The organism is Kitasatospora sp. NPDC089797, from assembly GCF_040684795.1.
In the GTDB taxonomy this organism is placed as follows: Bacteria; Actinomycetota; Actinomycetes; order Streptomycetales; family Streptomycetaceae; genus Kitasatospora.
This window is the reverse complement of the sequence record NZ_JBFBGS010000009.1, coordinates 16,348-30,002: the sequence shown is the minus strand read 5'-3', so window position 1 is coordinate 30,002 and position 13,655 is coordinate 16,348. Positions and strand designations below refer to the sequence as shown.

The following is a 13,655-nucleotide window of genomic DNA, read 5'->3' as shown; positions in this document are numbered from 1 at the left end:
GTAACCGGACCGCCCGCGCAAATAATGAATTGAAAATGAAAAACCGGAAGCCGACCGCTACACCTGGTTACCGACGGTGCTGCTCGCACGGATCCGTGGGGCACCTACACTGTCGTCGTTGCGACATGACACTCTTGCACATCCTGTCGTTCCATTGGGCAGGTTCATGCAATATCGGGCACCGCTGTGCCATGTGACAGTCCGAATATGCAATGGAGGCCGCGGGTGGCCGATCGTCGGATCGCGTCCGAGCGAATCGGGGACGTACGGAATGCGTTCCCGGCGGCGGACCGAACGGTCCTGGTCGGGCGCAGTCTCGGCCTGCGCGGCGCGGTCAACGCCCGCGATCTGGGAGGGTACCGGACGGCGGACGGGCGGTCGCTCCGCGCCGGTGCGGCGCTCCGCAGTGATGGCCTGAACCATGTCACCGCCGAGGACCTCGACCCGCTGGGCGCGCTCGGGCTGCGGGCGGTGGTCGACCTGCGCAGCCCCGAGGAGATCCGCGAGGCCGGGCCGGACCGGCTGCCGGACGGCGTGGTGGCCCACCATCTCCCATTGCTGGCAGTTGACTTCGACATCCACCTGACCCTGCGCGGCGCCCTGGCCGAGCGCAGCCCGGACCGGCAGCGCGGGCTGCTCGGCGACGGCCGGGCGGCCGCCATGATGACCGGCCTCTACCGCTGGTTCGTCACCGACCCGGTCGCCCGGGAGCGCTTCGCCGCCCTGCTGCGGCTGCTGGCCGACCCGGCCGGCGTGCCGCTGCTCTTCCACTGCTCGGCGGGCAAGGACCGCACCGGCTGGGCGGCGGCGCTGCTCCTGACCGCCCTGGGGGTGGACCGCGGGACGGTCCTCGCCGACTACCTGCTCACCAACGAGCGCTCCGCCCCGGTGGTCGACCGGGTGCTGGCGGACTTCGCCGGCCGCGGTCTGATGCGCGAGCCCGAGCTCCTCCTGCCGGTCTTCCGGGCCGACCGCGACTACCTGGACGCGGCCTTCGCGGAGGTCGAGGCCGGTTGGGGCGGCTTCGACGCGTTCTGGCGGGAGGGGCTCGGGCTGGACGAGCGCGTGCTGGCCGGGCTGCGCGCCAACCTCCTGGCGGAGGACGGCGGTTGACCGGAGCGGTGGTCAGCCCTCGTTGATCAGCCCGGCGCGCAGCTGGGTCAGCGTCCGGGTGAGCAGCCGGGAGACGTGCATCTGGGAGATCCCGATCTCCTCCCCGATCTGCGACTGGGTGAGGTTGCCGAAGAAGCGCAGCATGATGATCCGGCGCTCGCGCGGCGGCAGTTTGGCCAGCAGCGGCTTGAGCGACTCCCGGTACTCCACGCCCTCCAGCGCGAGGTCCTCGTAGCCGAGCCGCTCGGCGAGCGGGCCGTCGCTGTCCTCCTCGCCGGGGCTGGAGTCCAGCGAGCTGGCGGTGTACGCGTTGCCCACCGCGAGGCCCTCGACCACGTCCTCCTCGCTGACCCCGAGGCAGGCGGCCAGCTCGGCCACGGTGGGGGAGCGGTCCAGCCGCTGGGACAGGTCGTCCCCGGCCTTGGTGAGCGCCAGCCGCAGCTCCTGGAGCCGGCGGGGCACCCGGACCGACCAACTGGTGTCCCGGAAGAAGCGCTTGATCTCGCCGACCACGGTGGGCATCGCGAAGGTGGGGAACTCCACCCCGCGCTCCGGGTCGAAGCGGTCGATCGCCTTGATCAGGCCGATGGTGCCGACCTGGACGATGTCCTCCATCGGCTCGTTGCGGCTGCGGAAGCGCGCCGAGGCGTACCGGACCAGCGGCAGGTTGAGCTCGATCAGGGTGTCGCGGACGTAGGTGTGCTCCGTGCTCCCGGGCTCCAGTGCGGCCAGCCGCAGGAACAGCGAGCGGGAGAGCGTCCGGGTGTCCAGCCCGGAGCCGGGTGGTGCCTGGGCGGACGACCCCGGACCGGGTGTCCCGGCGCCGGGCCGTTCGAGCGACGTGGCCCGCTGGAGCGGGATCCGGTCCTCGGCGACCGCCGTACCCTTGGCCTGACCAGCGTGGATCTCCGCAGTGCCCAGCTCTCCGGACATGCACCCACCCCCTTGTGACTGACAGTTGAACGGGGGCCGTCGCGCGGAGGTTCCCGCCGGAGGCCCAACCCCCTCCATACCGGAACACGGTGCACGGCAAACCCGGACGTCGCAAGATGTCACGCCGGGGTAACGCGCTGCAATCTCACCCTTCCCAGGAGTTGCCGGTCCGAAGCCTGGTCAGGATCCGCGAGAGCAGCCGGGAGACGTGCATCTGGGACATCCCCAGTTCGGTGCTGATCTGCGACTGGGTGAGGTTGGCGAAGAACCGCAGCATCACGATCCGCCGCTCCCGCTCGGGGAGTTGGACCAGCAGGTGGCGGACCATGTCGCGGTGCTCGACCTCCGCCAGCGCGGCGTCCTCGTAGCCGAGCCGGTCGAGCAGGGCGAGCCCGCCCTCGTGCTCCTGGGCGGCCTCCAGGGAGGCCGCGTTGTAGGCCCGCCCGGCGTCCAGGCAGGCCCGGACGTCCTCCTCGGGGATCCGCAGGCTGGCGGCGATCTCGGGCACCTTGGGGGTCCGGCCGTGCAGCACCGTCAGTTCCTCCATGGCGCCGCTGACCTGGACCCACAGCTCCTGGAGCCGGCGCGGGACGTGCATGGTGCGCACGTTGTCGCGGAAGTAGCGCTTGATCTCGCCCAGGATGGTCGGCAGCGCGTAGGTGGGGAACTGCACGCCCCGGGTCGGGTCGAAGCGGTCGATCGCGTTGATCAGGCCGATGGTGCCGACCTGGACGACGTCCTCCATGGGTTCGCTGCGGCTGCGGAAGCGGGTGGCCGCGTAGCGGACCAGCGGGATGTTCACCTCGATCAGGGCGGCCCGGACCCGCTCCCGCTCGGGGGCGTCCGGGGGCAGCTCGGAGAGCCGCTCGAACAGCACCCGGGTCAGCGTCCGGACGTCCACGACGGGCCGGCCGCCGGGGCCGCGGAGCCCGTCGGGGCGGAGCTCGCCGGCCGGGCTGATGATCGCAGCCAACACGTCGTCCACGGACACGTCACCCCTCCCAAAGTCGACAACGGGGGCCCTGCGGATCGGGTGTCGCGGCTGGTTCGCACCTCGCCATGTCCGGCAAAACCGGTCATAGCATCACAAGGTGGGCACAGGTCGGGCAAGCACCCGGTGGAGGTGTGTTGGTGGGGCCGGCAGGCGGTACCCGCCCGGTCGGCGAGGCGCCGCAAGGGTCGTTCCCGGACAGAACGGAACGCCCCGCCCGGAAGCCGGACGGGGCGGGCGCGGGCCGTCCGGGGGACGGTCGCGGGGGTCAGACCTCGATGTCGGCGATCACCCAGGTCGCGAACTCACGCCACTGGCCGGCCGCGGCCTGGTGCGCGGGGTGGGTCAGGTAGGCCTGGAGGGCGGTGCGGTCCTCGACCAGGCTGTTGATCGCGTAGTCGTACGCGATGTCGCGCTCGGTGGTGTTCCAGCCGCTCTCCCACTCGCGCAGCTCGGGGATCAGCGGGCCGAGCTCGGCGAACGCCTTCGCGCCCGCGAGCACGCGCGGCTCGTCCGCGGCGACGCCCTCGTTGAGCTTGAACAGGACCAGGTGGCGGATCACGATTGCCGCTCCTTACTTGATCAGACCGGTCATGAAGGTGCCGACCGCCTTGGCCGCGTTCGAGATGCCCTCGAAGCCCAGCTGGACGAGTTCGGCGGACCGGGCCGGCGAGGTGATGATCGAGTAGAGCACGAAGATGAGCAGGAGGGCCATGCCGATCTTCTTCGCCTGCGCCATCGTGACCTTCCTCCCAGCGGTGGGCCGCCGTCATCCGGGTCCCCGAGCGGTCCTGCAGGGCAGCTTATCCACCGGACGGGCTATCAAGTGTGCGACGCGTTCGCCCGGCGGGACGAAGGTCCCCGGGAGTGGGGCCTTTCTCCGGATGCCCCGGCGCGGTCCGGGCGGCAGGATGGGACACGTGCCGAGGATCTGGCAGGAATCCCCGGCAGGTGGATCCGGAGTCCCCGCTGTGGGACCGGTCGCCGCGGCTTCCCCCCACGCGGCGCCGGTTGTGGGTCTCCGCCGGGGGAGCGGTCAGTCCCCCCGAACCGCTCCCCCTCCAGGCTCCGTACGAGCCGGGCCATGGTGGTCATGGGCCCGGTGTACGGAGCCCTTTTCGCGTTCCGGGGCGCCCTCGACGCCGGCGTGGGGACGGGACGGTGACGGGGTGGCGGTCCGACGGCCTTTCGGCAGCCCTTCCGGTGCCCCTGCGAAGGCCTTTCCCGCGTGATTCCGGGGTGTGCGGAAACGCCGAGGGCCCGTCCGGATCGGACGGGCCCTCGGGCTTTCGGCGGTAGCGGTGGGATTCGAACCCACGGTGAAGTTGCCCCCACACACGCTTTCGAGGCGTGCTCCTTTGGCCGCTCGGACACGCTACCGAGAGGAACTCTACCGGACGGGCGGCGCGGTCACGAAATCCGTATCCGGAGGCCGCTCCCGGGCGGGGTCAGCGGTGGGCGTCGAAGAAGGCGCGCAGCTGTGCGCCGCACTCCTCGGCGAGCACGCCCCAGATCACCTCGGGCCGGTGGTTGAGCCGGCGGTCGCGCATCACGTCGAAGAGCGAGCCGGCCGCGCCGGCCTTCTCGTCGAGGGCGCCGTAGACCACCCGGTCGATCCGGGACAGCACGATGGCGCCCGCGCACATCGTGCAGGGCTCCAGGGTGACCACCAGGGTGCAGCCGCTGAGCCGCCACTCGCCCTCCCGTCGGCCGCCGCCGTCCGGCGCGTCACGGGCGGCCCGCCGCAGGTTCTCGGCGGCCTGCCGGATCGCGACCACCTCGGCGTGCGCGGTCGGATCGCCGACCGCCTCGCGCTCGTTGTGGCCGCGTCCGATCACCTCGCCGTCCGGGCCCAGGACGAGCGCCCCGACCGGGACGTCCCCGGTGGCCGGCGCCAGGGCGGCCTCGGCGATGGCGAGGCGCATCGGCGCCGCCCAGCGGTCGCGGACCGGGTCGGGGCGGACGGGGGCGGGCAGCGGGGGGACGTACGGGACGGTCAGCGGGGTGGATGCGGGCTGCATGGCATCCAGTGTCGGGCATCCGGCGGCGGGCACCGGTGCGACCGGTGCCGCTACCGGACCGCCTCCAGGACCTCGCCGCAGCCCAGGGCCTCGGCGATCTCCTCCAGGGCGTCGCCCGGCACCGCGCCCTCGCCGCTGAGACCGAGCAGCTCGTCGGCGGCCAGACCGAACTCGGTGAGCAGGTGGGCGTCGCCCAGCGGCCCGACCGGGACGCCGCCCCGGCCGTCCGCGTCCTCGTCGTCCTGCTCCTCGGCCTCGGCCTCCTCGTCCAGCAGGTGGTCCAGGTCGCCGAACTCGCTCTCGCCGGCCTGGTCGACCAGCTCGTCGGTGAGGACGGAGCCGTAGGAGCTGCGGGCGGCGGCGGCGCCGTCGGACACGAAGATCCGCGGGTCGTCCTCACCGTCCACCCGCACGATGGCGAACCAGGAGTCCTCCTGTTCGATGAAGAGCAGGACGCTGTCGTCGTCCTGCGCGGCGTCACGGGCCAGGTCGGCCAGATCGGCCAGGGTTTCGACGTCGTCGAGCTCCGTCTCGCTCACGTCCCACCCGTCCTCGGAGCGAGCAAGCACTGCAGCGAAGTACGCCACCAGGGACACTCCCAAGATCATCGGTCTCGGCTGTCGGCGCGCTCGGGCGACGCGAAATTCTGGCCGCCCCCGCGCCAGAGGCGGTCCGCTTGTTCGGACCGTCCCCTCGGAATCGTGACAGAAAGCCCGCGCTTGCGGGGGGTGTTCTGCAGCGCGTCTTTGCAGGTCGTGTCGGAAGGGCCGGGCGGCGGACGGCGGAACCGGGCCGGGGGTGTCCGAAGCCGGTCGAATCGCGCCCCGAACGCCTGTCGGATTCGCCGTAGGCCTTGACGGGGCCGGGCCGCGGTGGTGCCGGAGCGGCGGCGGACGGCCCCGGCGGGTCAGATCCGGAAGGTCCGCATCCGCATCGCCTCGCGCATCCGGCGCTCCTTGGTCCGCCGGGGCTGGACCCGCTCCCTCAGCTCGCGGGCCTCGGCGAGCTCGCGCAGGAAGACGGCGCGCCGCTTGCGGCGCTCCGACTCGGTCTCCGGGGGGTCGTGCGGGGGCCCGGCGCGGAACGCCGCCCCGCCGACGGGCTCGTCCGCCGAGCCGTCCCCGGCGTTCGGGTTGCTCGTCATAAGACGTGACATTCCCAGAACGGCCGGGTTGATACCACAGGAGACGGTTCCGTCCGGACATACCGGCACTGTCACGGCGTGTCACCGGAAGATGACCGCGGCCGGTGGGCGGCCTGGCACGGCGTGTCGTACGGGCGTCCAGGACCGGGCTAACCTCGGTACATGCGTCTCCACGTCGTCGACCACCCCCTGGTCGCCCACAAGCTCTCCACCCTGCGCGACGAGCGCACCGACTCGCCGACCTTCCGTCGCCTGACCGACGAGCTGGTGACCCTGCTCGCCTACGAGGCCACCCGGGACGTCCGCACCGACGAGGTGGAGATCACCACCCCCGTGGCGGTCACGCTCGGCACCCGGCTCAGCTACCCGCGCCCGCTCGTCGTGCCGATCCTGCGGGCCGGCCTCGGCATGCTGGACGGGATGACCCGCCTGCTGCCGACCGCCGAGGTCGGCTTCCTCGGCATGGTGCGCAACGAGGAGACCCTGGAGGCCTCCACGTACGCCACCCGGATGCCCGACGACCTGTCCGGTCGCCAGGTCTACGTGCTGGACCCGATGCTGGCCACCGGCGGCACCCTGGTCGCCGCGATCAAGATGCTGATCGAGCGCGGTGCCACCGACGTCACCGCCGTGGTGCTGCTGGCCGCGCCGGAGGGCGTCGAGGTCATGAAGCGCGAGCTGGCCGACCTGCCCGTCACCGTGGTCACCGCCGCGCTGGACGAGCGGCTGAACGAGAACGGCTACATCGTCCCCGGCCTGGGCGACGCGGGCGACCGGCTGTACGGCACGGCCGGCTGAGCCCCTTCCCCGTACGACCCCGAACGTCCGAGAGCCCCCGGCACTGCGTCTGCCGGGGGCTCTCCTGGTGTCCGGTGCTCAGCAGCTGCCGGTGGCGGCCGGGGTGGGGGAGGGCTTGACGGCCAGGGCGAGGGCGGCCGCCGCCTGGGTCTCGTCCAGCAGGGCGTTGTAGCTGTCGCCGATCACGAAGTCCACGCTGGCGTCGGTGCGGGCGTCCGCGGTGACGGTGGCTCCGGCGATCTGCGAGCCCACCAGGGTGCCGGCGCCGGCGCCGGTCGGGCCGGCGATCACCTGGGCGGTGCCGGGCACCTTCTTGTCCAGCTCGGCGGGCGCGTTGCCGACCTTGCCGATGACGAAGCCGCGCTTCTTCAGCTCGTCGGCGGTCCGTCCGGCCAGGCCGGCCTTGGTGGTGGCGTTGTAGACGTTCACCGTGACGGCCGAGGGCTGCGGAACGGCGTGCGGGTCGACCGCGGCGGGCGCGCCGGAGGCCGCGGGGGCGCCCGGGGAGGCGCCCGGGGTCGGGGCGGCCAGCGCCTTCCCGGAGGGGGCGGCGCAGGCCTGGGCGGCGGCGTTCTTGTCCTTGCCGCGGAAGATGTCGTACAGCTGCACGCCGCCGAGACCGATCAGGGCCAGGGCGAGGAGGGCCGCGAGTGCGGCGACCACCTTGCGGCTCCTCTTCGGGGGGCGGCCCAGCCGCGGGTAGGCGTTGCCGGTGACGCGGTACTGCTTCCCCTTGAGGCCTTGGGGAGTCAACATGCTCACGGTCTGTCTCCCCCTCGTGCCGGGGCGGGGTCGGGATGACGGGAGGGCCGAGCAGGGAGTTCCCCGGGTGCGGGCGGATCCCCTGGTCGCGGCCGTAGTCAGCAGCGTAGTGCCGGACAGCTGTGAAGGTACTAAACGATCATCATCTGGAGTACCCCGGTACCCGAAAGGGGGTACCCGGGTACGACGGGACCGCCCTCCGCCGGGTGGCGAGGGGCGGTCCGGTGCGGCCGGTACGGCCGTCAGTCCATTTCGAGGACACGGGCGTGCAGCACCTGGCGCTGCTGCAGCGCGGCCCGTACGGCCCGGTGCAGTCCGTCCTCCAGGTAGAGGTCACCGTGCCACTTCACCACGTGGGCGAAGAGGTCCCCGTAGAAGGTCGAGTCCTCGGCCAGCAGGGTCTCCAGGTCGAGTTGGCCCTTGGTGGTCACCAGCTGGTCGAGCCGCACCGGGCGTGGGGCGACGTCAGCCCACTGTCGGGTGCTCATCCGGCCGTGATCCGGGTACGGCCGCCCATTGCCGATGCGCTTGAAGATCACACGGAAAGCCTACCGTTCGGACGGCGCGCGGCGCAGCAGCCGCGGCGCCGCCACGCGCACGGGTGCGAGCTGCGCGCGGGCGATTGCGGCTGTTTGATGGGAAATGTCGTGAACATCGCCCGGTCCCGGCCGGGTTCAGGACCAGCTTCCGACCGCCGATCCCGTCCAGGAGCGTGCATCGATGGACCCCGCCCTCACCCCGCCGACCGTCCGGGAGATCGCCGCCGGGTACGCCTTCACCGGGCCCGCGCTCGACCTCGGCGCGGTGCTGCTGGACGGCACCGCCTATCCCGACGCCCAGGTGCGCATCCCGCTCGCCGTGCTCAACCGGCACGGGCTGGTCGCCGGGGCCACCGGCACCGGCAAGACCAAGACCCTCCAACTGGTCGCCGAGCAGCTCTCCGCGCAGGGCGTGCCGGTGTTCCTCGCCGACATCAAGGGGGACGTCTCCGGCATCGGCGCGCCCGGCACGCCGGGCGAACGCACCGAGACCCGGGCCGCCGAGGTCGGACAGCAGTGGACCCCGCAGGGCTGTCCGGTCGAGTTCTACTCCCTCGGCGGGCAGGGCACGGGCATCCCGATCCGGGCCACCGTCACCAGCTTCGGCCCGCTGCTGCTCGCCAAGGTGCTGGACCTGAACGAGACCCAGGAGTCCTCGCTCAGCCTGGCCTTCCACTACGCCGACCGCCAGGGCCTGGAGCTCTACGACCTCAAGGACCTCACCGCCGTCATCGGCCACCTCACCTCGCCCGAGGGCAAGGAGGAGCTGCGCACCATCGGCGGCCTCTCGGCGGCCACCGCCGGGGTGATCCTGCGGGCGCTGACGGTGCTGGAGAACGAGGGCGCCGGGGCGTTCTTCGGCGAGCCCGAGTTCGACACCGCCGAACTGCTGCGGACCACCCCGGACGGCCGGGGCGTGGTCTCGGTGCTGGAGCTGCCTGCCGTCCAGGACCGGCCGCGGCTGTTCTCCACCTTCCTGATGTGGCTGCTCGCCGACCTGTACCAGGAGCTGCCCGAGGTCGGCGACCTCGACCGGCCCAAGCTGGTGTTCTTCTTCGACGAGGCGCACCTGCTGTTCAAGGGCGGCTCCAAGGCCTTCCTGGAGGCGATCACCCAGACCGTGCGGCTGATCCGCTCCAAGGCCGTCGGGATCTTCTTCGTGACCCAGACGCCGCGCGACGTCCCGGCCGAGGTGCTCGCCCAGCTGGGCAACCGGGTGCAGCACGCGCTGCGGGCCTTCACCCCGGACGACGCCAAGGCGCTCAAGGCCACCGTCTCGACCTTCCCGCGCTCCTCCTACGACCTCAGCGCGGTGCTCACCTCGCTGGGGACCGGTGAGGCCGTGGTGACCGTGCTCTCCGAGAAGGGCGCGCCGACCCCGGTGGCGGCCACCCGGCTGCGGGCGCCGCAGTCGCTGATGGGGCCGATCGAGCCGGCCGCGCTCCGGGCGGCGGTGGACGCCTCGCCGCTGACGGCGCGCTACCGGGACCCGATCGACCGGGAATCGGCGTACGAGAAGCTGGCGGCGCGGGCGCCCCGGCCGGAGGCGGAGCCGGCCGGACCCGCGCCGGCCGGACCCGCCCCGGCCGAGCCCGCACCGCGGCGGGAGCCCGCGGCCCGGCGGGAGCAGCCGAAGGAGGCGGGCGGACTGCTGGGCTCGCTGCTCAGCAACCCGACCGTGAAGTCCTTCGCCCGCTCGGCCGGGAAGCAGCTCGGCCAGGAGATCTCGCGCAGCCTGTTCGGGACCTCCAAGCGGCGGCGCTGAGGCTCCGGGCGGGCTCCCGGGTCGGCCGGCCGGGGGCTCGTGGGCGGGCCTGTGGGTGGTGCTCCGGTCGGCTCGTCAGCCGGCGAGTGCGGCGCCGATCCGGTCGAGCGAGGACAGCCGCATCAGGCCGTAGTGGTAGAACTCGACCTCGGGGACGCCGAGTTCGCGCAGCACGGCGATCTTGGCGGCCAGGTTCTCCGGGCCGTCGCAGTCCGAGGCCATCGGGCGCAGGATCACCGCCATCCGCTCCGGGCGGACGCCGTGCAGGGCGAAGGCGGCGAGCTTCTCCCGGACCGCCTCCGGGGTCCTGGCGTAGCCGAGGGTCTCGATCTGGTCGACGGCCCCGGTGAGGGCGGGCAGGTCGATGCCGGACAGCCAGCCCTTGCCGGGGCCGCCGCCGTCCATGAAGCTCAGCCGCATGCCGTGCCGGCGGGCCTGCTCGGTGAGGTCGGCGGCGAGCGCGGTGACGGTGGCGGCGGAGGCGTCCAGGTAGGCGGCGAAGGCGCCGTCGGCGAGGGTGCTCAGGTCGGCGGGCTCGGCGGCGGCGGTCTCGTCGGCCAGCCGGCGGCGCAGTTCGGCCCGCACCGCCTCGGCGACCTGGTCGGCCGGGACGCCCGCGCGGGTGGCGGCGGCGCGGCAGTGCGGGCAGAAGCAGACGCCGAGCAGGGCCTCGGCGGTCGGGCCCAGCTCCTCGAAGTAGCGCTCGTGGTGGTAGCCGTGGCGCAGGCCGTGGAAGTGCAGGGACTCGGCGCGGATCGCGTCCACGCCGTACCGGGCCAGCTCCTCGAGCAGGGTCAGCGCGTAGGCGCGGACCTCCGGGTGGGCCGGGCAGAGCTCGGTGAGGTGGCGGTCGCCGAAGGCGTTCGCCGGGGCGCAGTCGGGGTGGGCGAAGCCGAGCCGGTCGTTGTGGCAGAAGACCGTCCAGGCGTGCAGCTTCAGGCCCCGGCGGTCCGCTTCGGCGGCGGCCTCGGCGAAGGGGTCGCGGTCGCCGATCGCGCCGGACGGCGCCGGGGCGAGCCGGCGGCCCGACCAGCGGGCCGGGTCCGGGCGGAAGTAGGCGGCGCCGGGCTCCAGGTAGCGGATCACCCGGCGGGGGTTGTGCGGGAAGACGTCGCGGGCCTCGTGGTAGACGGAGGCCAGGGTGACGCCGCCGACACCGGCCCGGTCGGTGAGGTTGCCGAAGAAGGTGTCGGGGCCCTCGTCGAGCAGGTCGGTGGCGAAGGCGAGGACGGACGACTCCACGGTGCGGCTCCGGAGCTGGGGGAAGGTGCGCCGTTCACGCTAGCCGCAGGGGTGGGAATGGTCTATACCTGGCTGCCCCGGGCGGGTCAGAGGCCGAGGTCGTCGAGCTCCTTGAGCAGGGCGGCGTTCGGGCTGGTGGGGTCGGTGCCAGCGGCCTTGGTGCTGCTCTTCTTGGACTCGGCCGCGGGCCCGGCCTGGGTGCGGCCCGCGGCCCGGGCGGCCGGGCGCGGGGCGCGGTTGCGGAAGATCCAGGCGCCGGCCAGTCCGCCGACCAGCCCGCCGAGGTGGGCGGCCCAGCTGATGCCGTGGGGGGCGACGCCGGGCACGGCGCCGGTCACCATGTAGGCGAAGGAGGCGCCGAGGACGACCCCGATCAGGGTGTCGACCAGGTTCCGGTCGATGATCCCGCGCAGCACCACATAGCCGAAGTACCCGAACACCACACCGCTGGCACCGGCCCCGATCGTGTTCGGCGGGTCGAAGACCCAGGCCGTCAGCTCACTGGTCAGCACGACCAGCAGGGTGAGGCCGAGGAACTTCTTCACCCCGCGGTAGGCCGCGAGGAAGCCGAAGACGAACAGCGGGCCCGAATTGGCCTCCAGGTGGGCCCAGTTCCAGTGCAGGAAGGGCGCGGTGACGATGTTCGGCAGCCGGTCCAGCTCCTGCGGGCGCACGCCGAAGTTCCGGCCGAGGTCGTAGTCGTCCATCCAGTTCACCAGCTGGATCAGCCAGAGCGCGGCCAGCACCCCGACCATGGTGAAGAGCGCCCGACGGGCGTCCGCGATCATCCGGACCGGGTCGAGCGTGCTCGCCGTGCTGCTGGGCTGTTCCGTGGCCATGAGCCCGACTCTAGGGGGCGTCGGATCGGACGTGCACCCCATTACAGTGACCGGTGTCATCCCGACCGTGAGAGGTGCACCCATGAGTGTTCGTCCGCCGTTGCCGTACGAGTTCCTGCCGCAGGTGCCGTCCTTCCCGCTGAGCAGCCGGGACTTCGCCGAAGGCGCCACGCTGGGCGAGGAGTTCATCCACGCCGGCGGCAACCTCTCGCCGCAGCTGGCCTGGTCGGGGCTGCCGGAGGGCACCCGGAGCATCGCCGTCACCTGCTACGACCCGGACGCCCCGACCGGCTCCGGCTGGTGGCACTGGCTGGCCCTCGGCCTGCCCGCCGACACCGTCGAACTGCCGCGCGGCGCCGGTTCGTCCGACGACACCCTGCCGGGCGCGGCCTCCTTCCACGGGCGCACCGACTTCCCCGGCAACAAGTACGACGGCGCCGCCCCGCCGCCCGGCGCCCCGCACCGGTACGTGTTCGCGGTGCACGCGCTGGACGTGGAGAAGCTGGACGTCACCGCCGACACCCCGGCGGCCCAGGTGGGCTTCCACCTGACCTTCCACACCCTGGGGCGGGCCCTGCTGACCGGCGAGTACGGGGTCTGAGACCCGATGCCGGTGTCCGAACGTCCGGTCGAGGTCTGGCGGCTGCCCGAGGAGGAGCGGCGGGCCGGCCGCCGGGCCGTGGCCTGGACGGTCGGGCCCGGCGGGGAGTTGGCCGTCCTGCTGGTGCCGGAGGAGTACGCGGCGCCGGCCGGGTCGTGGGCGTCCGTCCGGCTGCCGTTCGACGGCGAGGTGCTGGTGGCGCCGGGGACGGCCGGGGAGCGGCGGGTGCCGCTCGGCCGGGTTCCGGAACCGCCGGACCACCTCGCGCTGCTGCCGGGCGGGCGGGTGCTGCTGGCGGGCGCCCGGGCCGAGCAGCAGGGCGGGGAGTGGCTGCCCAACGGCTCCGGGTACGGCCCCGACGGGACCCCCGGGCCGGAGCTCGCCCTCGGTGACGACATCCGGGTGCTGGTGACCGGCCGGGACGGCCGGATCTGGATGGCCTACGGGGACGAGGGCATCTACGGGGACCATCCGCTGTCCTGCTCCGGACTCCGCGCCGTCGACACCCGGGGCCGGTCGGTGTGGAGCCCCGACCGGGCCGGCCTGCCCGGCCACCCGCTGGAGGGACTGGCCGGCGCGACCGAGGGGCCGCGGGCCTGGCTGGCCTGGTACCCGGGCTCCTCGGGCAGCTACCTCACCCGGGTCGACCCGGCCGACGGCACCCAGTTCACGGTGCCCTGCCCGGTCCGGCTGCCGGTCGGCTTCGCGATCCGCGGCCGGGAGGGCGTCTTCCTCTCCAGGGACGGCGAGTTGAGCCGGCAGCTGCTGGTCGGGAAGACCTGGAAGCGGACCGGGCGGAGCACGCCGGACCTGCCCGGGGAGCCGGACCGGGAGCGGGCGTTCGGGCGGGACGGCGTGCTGTGGTTCCGCCGCGGCGGAAGCTGGTACCGGGTCTCGGTCTAGGGTC

16 protein-coding genes and 1 tRNA gene are annotated in these 13,655 nt (G+C 73.1%); 5 read left to right on the top strand and 12 right to left on the bottom strand.

Annotated elements, in window-relative coordinates:
* Window positions 1-225: 225 nt before the first annotated feature.
* On the top strand, window positions 226-1,113 hold the full coding sequence (locus AB0O91_RS09160; protein ID WP_363429543.1) for a tyrosine-protein phosphatase: 888 nt from the start codon (window positions 226-228) through the stop codon (window positions 1,111-1,113).
* A gap of 12 nt (window positions 1,114-1,125) precedes the next feature.
* Here AB0O91_RS09160 and AB0O91_RS09155 read toward each other — a convergent pair whose 3' ends face one another.
* The 8 genes from AB0O91_RS09155 to AB0O91_RS09120 all read right to left on the bottom strand — a co-directional run bounded on the left by AB0O91_RS09155 (window position 1,126) and on the right by AB0O91_RS09120 (window position 6,202).
* Entirely contained in the window at window positions 1,126-2,046 is a 921-nt protein-coding gene (locus tag AB0O91_RS09155; protein ID WP_363429541.1) for an RNA polymerase sigma factor SigF, read from the bottom strand.
* A gap of 145 nt (window positions 2,047-2,191) precedes the next feature.
* Window positions 2,192-2,947: an RNA polymerase sigma factor SigF gene (locus AB0O91_RS09150; RefSeq protein WP_363429808.1), complete on the bottom strand. Its 756-nt coding sequence runs from the start codon at window positions 2,945-2,947 to the stop codon at window positions 2,192-2,194.
* Window positions 2,948-3,305: 358 nt separating this feature from the next.
* Entirely contained in the window at window positions 3,306-3,599 is a 294-nt protein-coding gene (locus AB0O91_RS09145; RefSeq protein WP_363429539.1) for a Dabb family protein, read from the bottom strand.
* A gap of 12 nt (window positions 3,600-3,611) precedes the next feature.
* Window positions 3,612-3,776, bottom strand: coding sequence for a hypothetical protein (locus AB0O91_RS09140; protein ID WP_188304848.1), 165 nt, complete (start codon window positions 3,774-3,776; stop codon window positions 3,612-3,614).
* 554 nt (window positions 3,777-4,330) lie between these two features.
* A tRNA-Ser gene (locus AB0O91_RS09135) sits at window positions 4,331-4,417 on the bottom strand.
* 68 nt (window positions 4,418-4,485) lie between these two features.
* Window positions 4,486-5,058 (bottom strand): nucleoside deaminase, encoded by a 573-nt coding sequence (locus AB0O91_RS09130; RefSeq protein ID WP_363429537.1) that lies wholly within the window; start codon window positions 5,056-5,058, stop codon window positions 4,486-4,488.
* Window positions 5,059-5,108: 50 nt separating this feature from the next.
* A complete protein-coding gene (locus AB0O91_RS09125) occupies window positions 5,109-5,666 on the bottom strand; it encodes a tRNA adenosine deaminase-associated protein (RefSeq protein ID WP_363429535.1) in 558 nt (185 codons plus the stop codon).
* A 299-nt stretch (window positions 5,667-5,965) separates the two neighbouring features.
* The gene (locus AB0O91_RS09120) at window positions 5,966-6,202 is read right to left on the bottom strand and encodes a hypothetical protein (protein ID WP_363429533.1); all 237 of its coding nucleotides are present in this window, start codon (window positions 6,200-6,202) and stop codon (window positions 5,966-5,968) included.
* A gap of 162 nt (window positions 6,203-6,364) precedes the next feature.
* Here AB0O91_RS09120 and upp point away from each other — a divergent pair, with 162 nt between their 5' ends.
* Window positions 6,365-7,000, top strand: coding sequence for a uracil phosphoribosyltransferase (gene upp / locus AB0O91_RS09115; RefSeq protein ID WP_189913140.1), 636 nt, complete (start codon window positions 6,365-6,367; stop codon window positions 6,998-7,000).
* Window positions 7,001-7,078: 78 nt separating this feature from the next.
* On the opposite strand, the gene AB0O91_RS09110 is transcribed toward upp, so the two are convergent.
* Complete coding sequence (locus AB0O91_RS09110; protein WP_363429806.1) at window positions 7,079-7,756, bottom strand: LytR C-terminal domain-containing protein; 678 nt, start codon at window positions 7,754-7,756, stop codon at window positions 7,079-7,081.
* Window positions 7,757-8,004: 248 nt separating this feature from the next.
* Window positions 8,005-8,301, bottom strand: coding sequence for a type II toxin-antitoxin system VapB family antitoxin (locus AB0O91_RS09105; protein WP_350517433.1), 297 nt, complete (start codon window positions 8,299-8,301; stop codon window positions 8,005-8,007).
* A 181-nt stretch (window positions 8,302-8,482) separates the two neighbouring features.
* Between AB0O91_RS09105 and AB0O91_RS09100 the strand changes: the two genes are divergently transcribed.
* Window positions 8,483-10,066 (top strand): helicase HerA-like domain-containing protein, encoded by a 1,584-nt coding sequence (locus tag AB0O91_RS09100; RefSeq protein WP_363429530.1) that lies wholly within the window; start codon window positions 8,483-8,485, stop codon window positions 10,064-10,066.
* 75 nt (window positions 10,067-10,141) lie between these two features.
* On the opposite strand, the gene AB0O91_RS09095 is transcribed toward AB0O91_RS09100, so the two are convergent.
* Window positions 10,142-11,308, bottom strand: coding sequence for a hypothetical protein (locus AB0O91_RS09095; RefSeq protein ID WP_363429528.1), 1,167 nt, complete (start codon window positions 11,306-11,308; stop codon window positions 10,142-10,144).
* An 86-nt stretch (window positions 11,309-11,394) separates the two neighbouring features.
* Complete coding sequence (locus AB0O91_RS09090; RefSeq protein ID WP_363429526.1) at window positions 11,395-12,147, bottom strand: rhomboid family intramembrane serine protease; 753 nt, start codon at window positions 12,145-12,147, stop codon at window positions 11,395-11,397.
* Between the two features lie 82 nt (window positions 12,148-12,229).
* On the opposite strand from AB0O91_RS09090, the gene AB0O91_RS09085 reads away from it, so the two are divergent.
* Window positions 12,230-12,748 (top strand): YbhB/YbcL family Raf kinase inhibitor-like protein, encoded by a 519-nt coding sequence (locus tag AB0O91_RS09085; protein ID WP_363429524.1) that lies wholly within the window; start codon window positions 12,230-12,232, stop codon window positions 12,746-12,748.
* A 12-nt stretch (window positions 12,749-12,760) separates the two neighbouring features.
* Entirely contained in the window at window positions 12,761-13,651 is an 891-nt protein-coding gene (locus tag AB0O91_RS09080) for a hypothetical protein (RefSeq protein WP_363429522.1), read from the top strand.
* The last annotated feature ends 4 nt before the right edge of the window (window positions 13,652-13,655 follow it).

What these genes read in the sequence shown, in the direction of transcription:
- AB0O91_RS09155 (WP_363429541.1), bottom strand. Translation starts at nt 2,046, where the DNA reads ATGTCCGGAGAGCTGGGCACTGCGGAGATCCACGCTGGTCAGGCCAAG.
- AB0O91_RS09140 (WP_188304848.1), bottom strand. Translation starts at nt 3,776, where the DNA reads ATGGCGCAGGCGAAGAAGATCGGCATGGCCCTCCTGCTCATCTTCGTG.
- AB0O91_RS09125 (WP_363429535.1), bottom strand. Translation starts at nt 5,666, where the DNA reads ATGATCTTGGGAGTGTCCCTGGTGGCGTACTTCGCTGCAGTGCTTGCT.
- upp (WP_189913140.1), top strand. Translation starts at nt 6,365, where the DNA reads ATGCGTCTCCACGTCGTCGACCACCCCCTGGTCGCCCACAAGCTCTCC.
- AB0O91_RS09130 (WP_363429537.1), bottom strand. Translation starts at nt 5,058, where the DNA reads ATGCAGCCCGCATCCACCCCGCTGACCGTCCCGTACGTCCCCCCGCTG.
- AB0O91_RS09090 (WP_363429526.1), bottom strand. Translation starts at nt 12,147, where the DNA reads ATGGCCACGGAACAGCCCAGCAGCACGGCGAGCACGCTCGACCCGGTC.
- AB0O91_RS09110 (WP_363429806.1), bottom strand. Translation starts at nt 7,756, where the DNA reads ATGTTGACTCCCCAAGGCCTCAAGGGGAAGCAGTACCGCGTCACCGGC.
- AB0O91_RS09120 (WP_363429533.1), bottom strand. Translation starts at nt 6,202, where the DNA reads ATGACGAGCAACCCGAACGCCGGGGACGGCTCGGCGGACGAGCCCGTC.
- AB0O91_RS09085 (WP_363429524.1), top strand. Translation starts at nt 12,230, where the DNA reads ATGAGTGTTCGTCCGCCGTTGCCGTACGAGTTCCTGCCGCAGGTGCCG.
- AB0O91_RS09100 (WP_363429530.1), top strand. Translation starts at nt 8,483, where the DNA reads ATGGACCCCGCCCTCACCCCGCCGACCGTCCGGGAGATCGCCGCCGGG.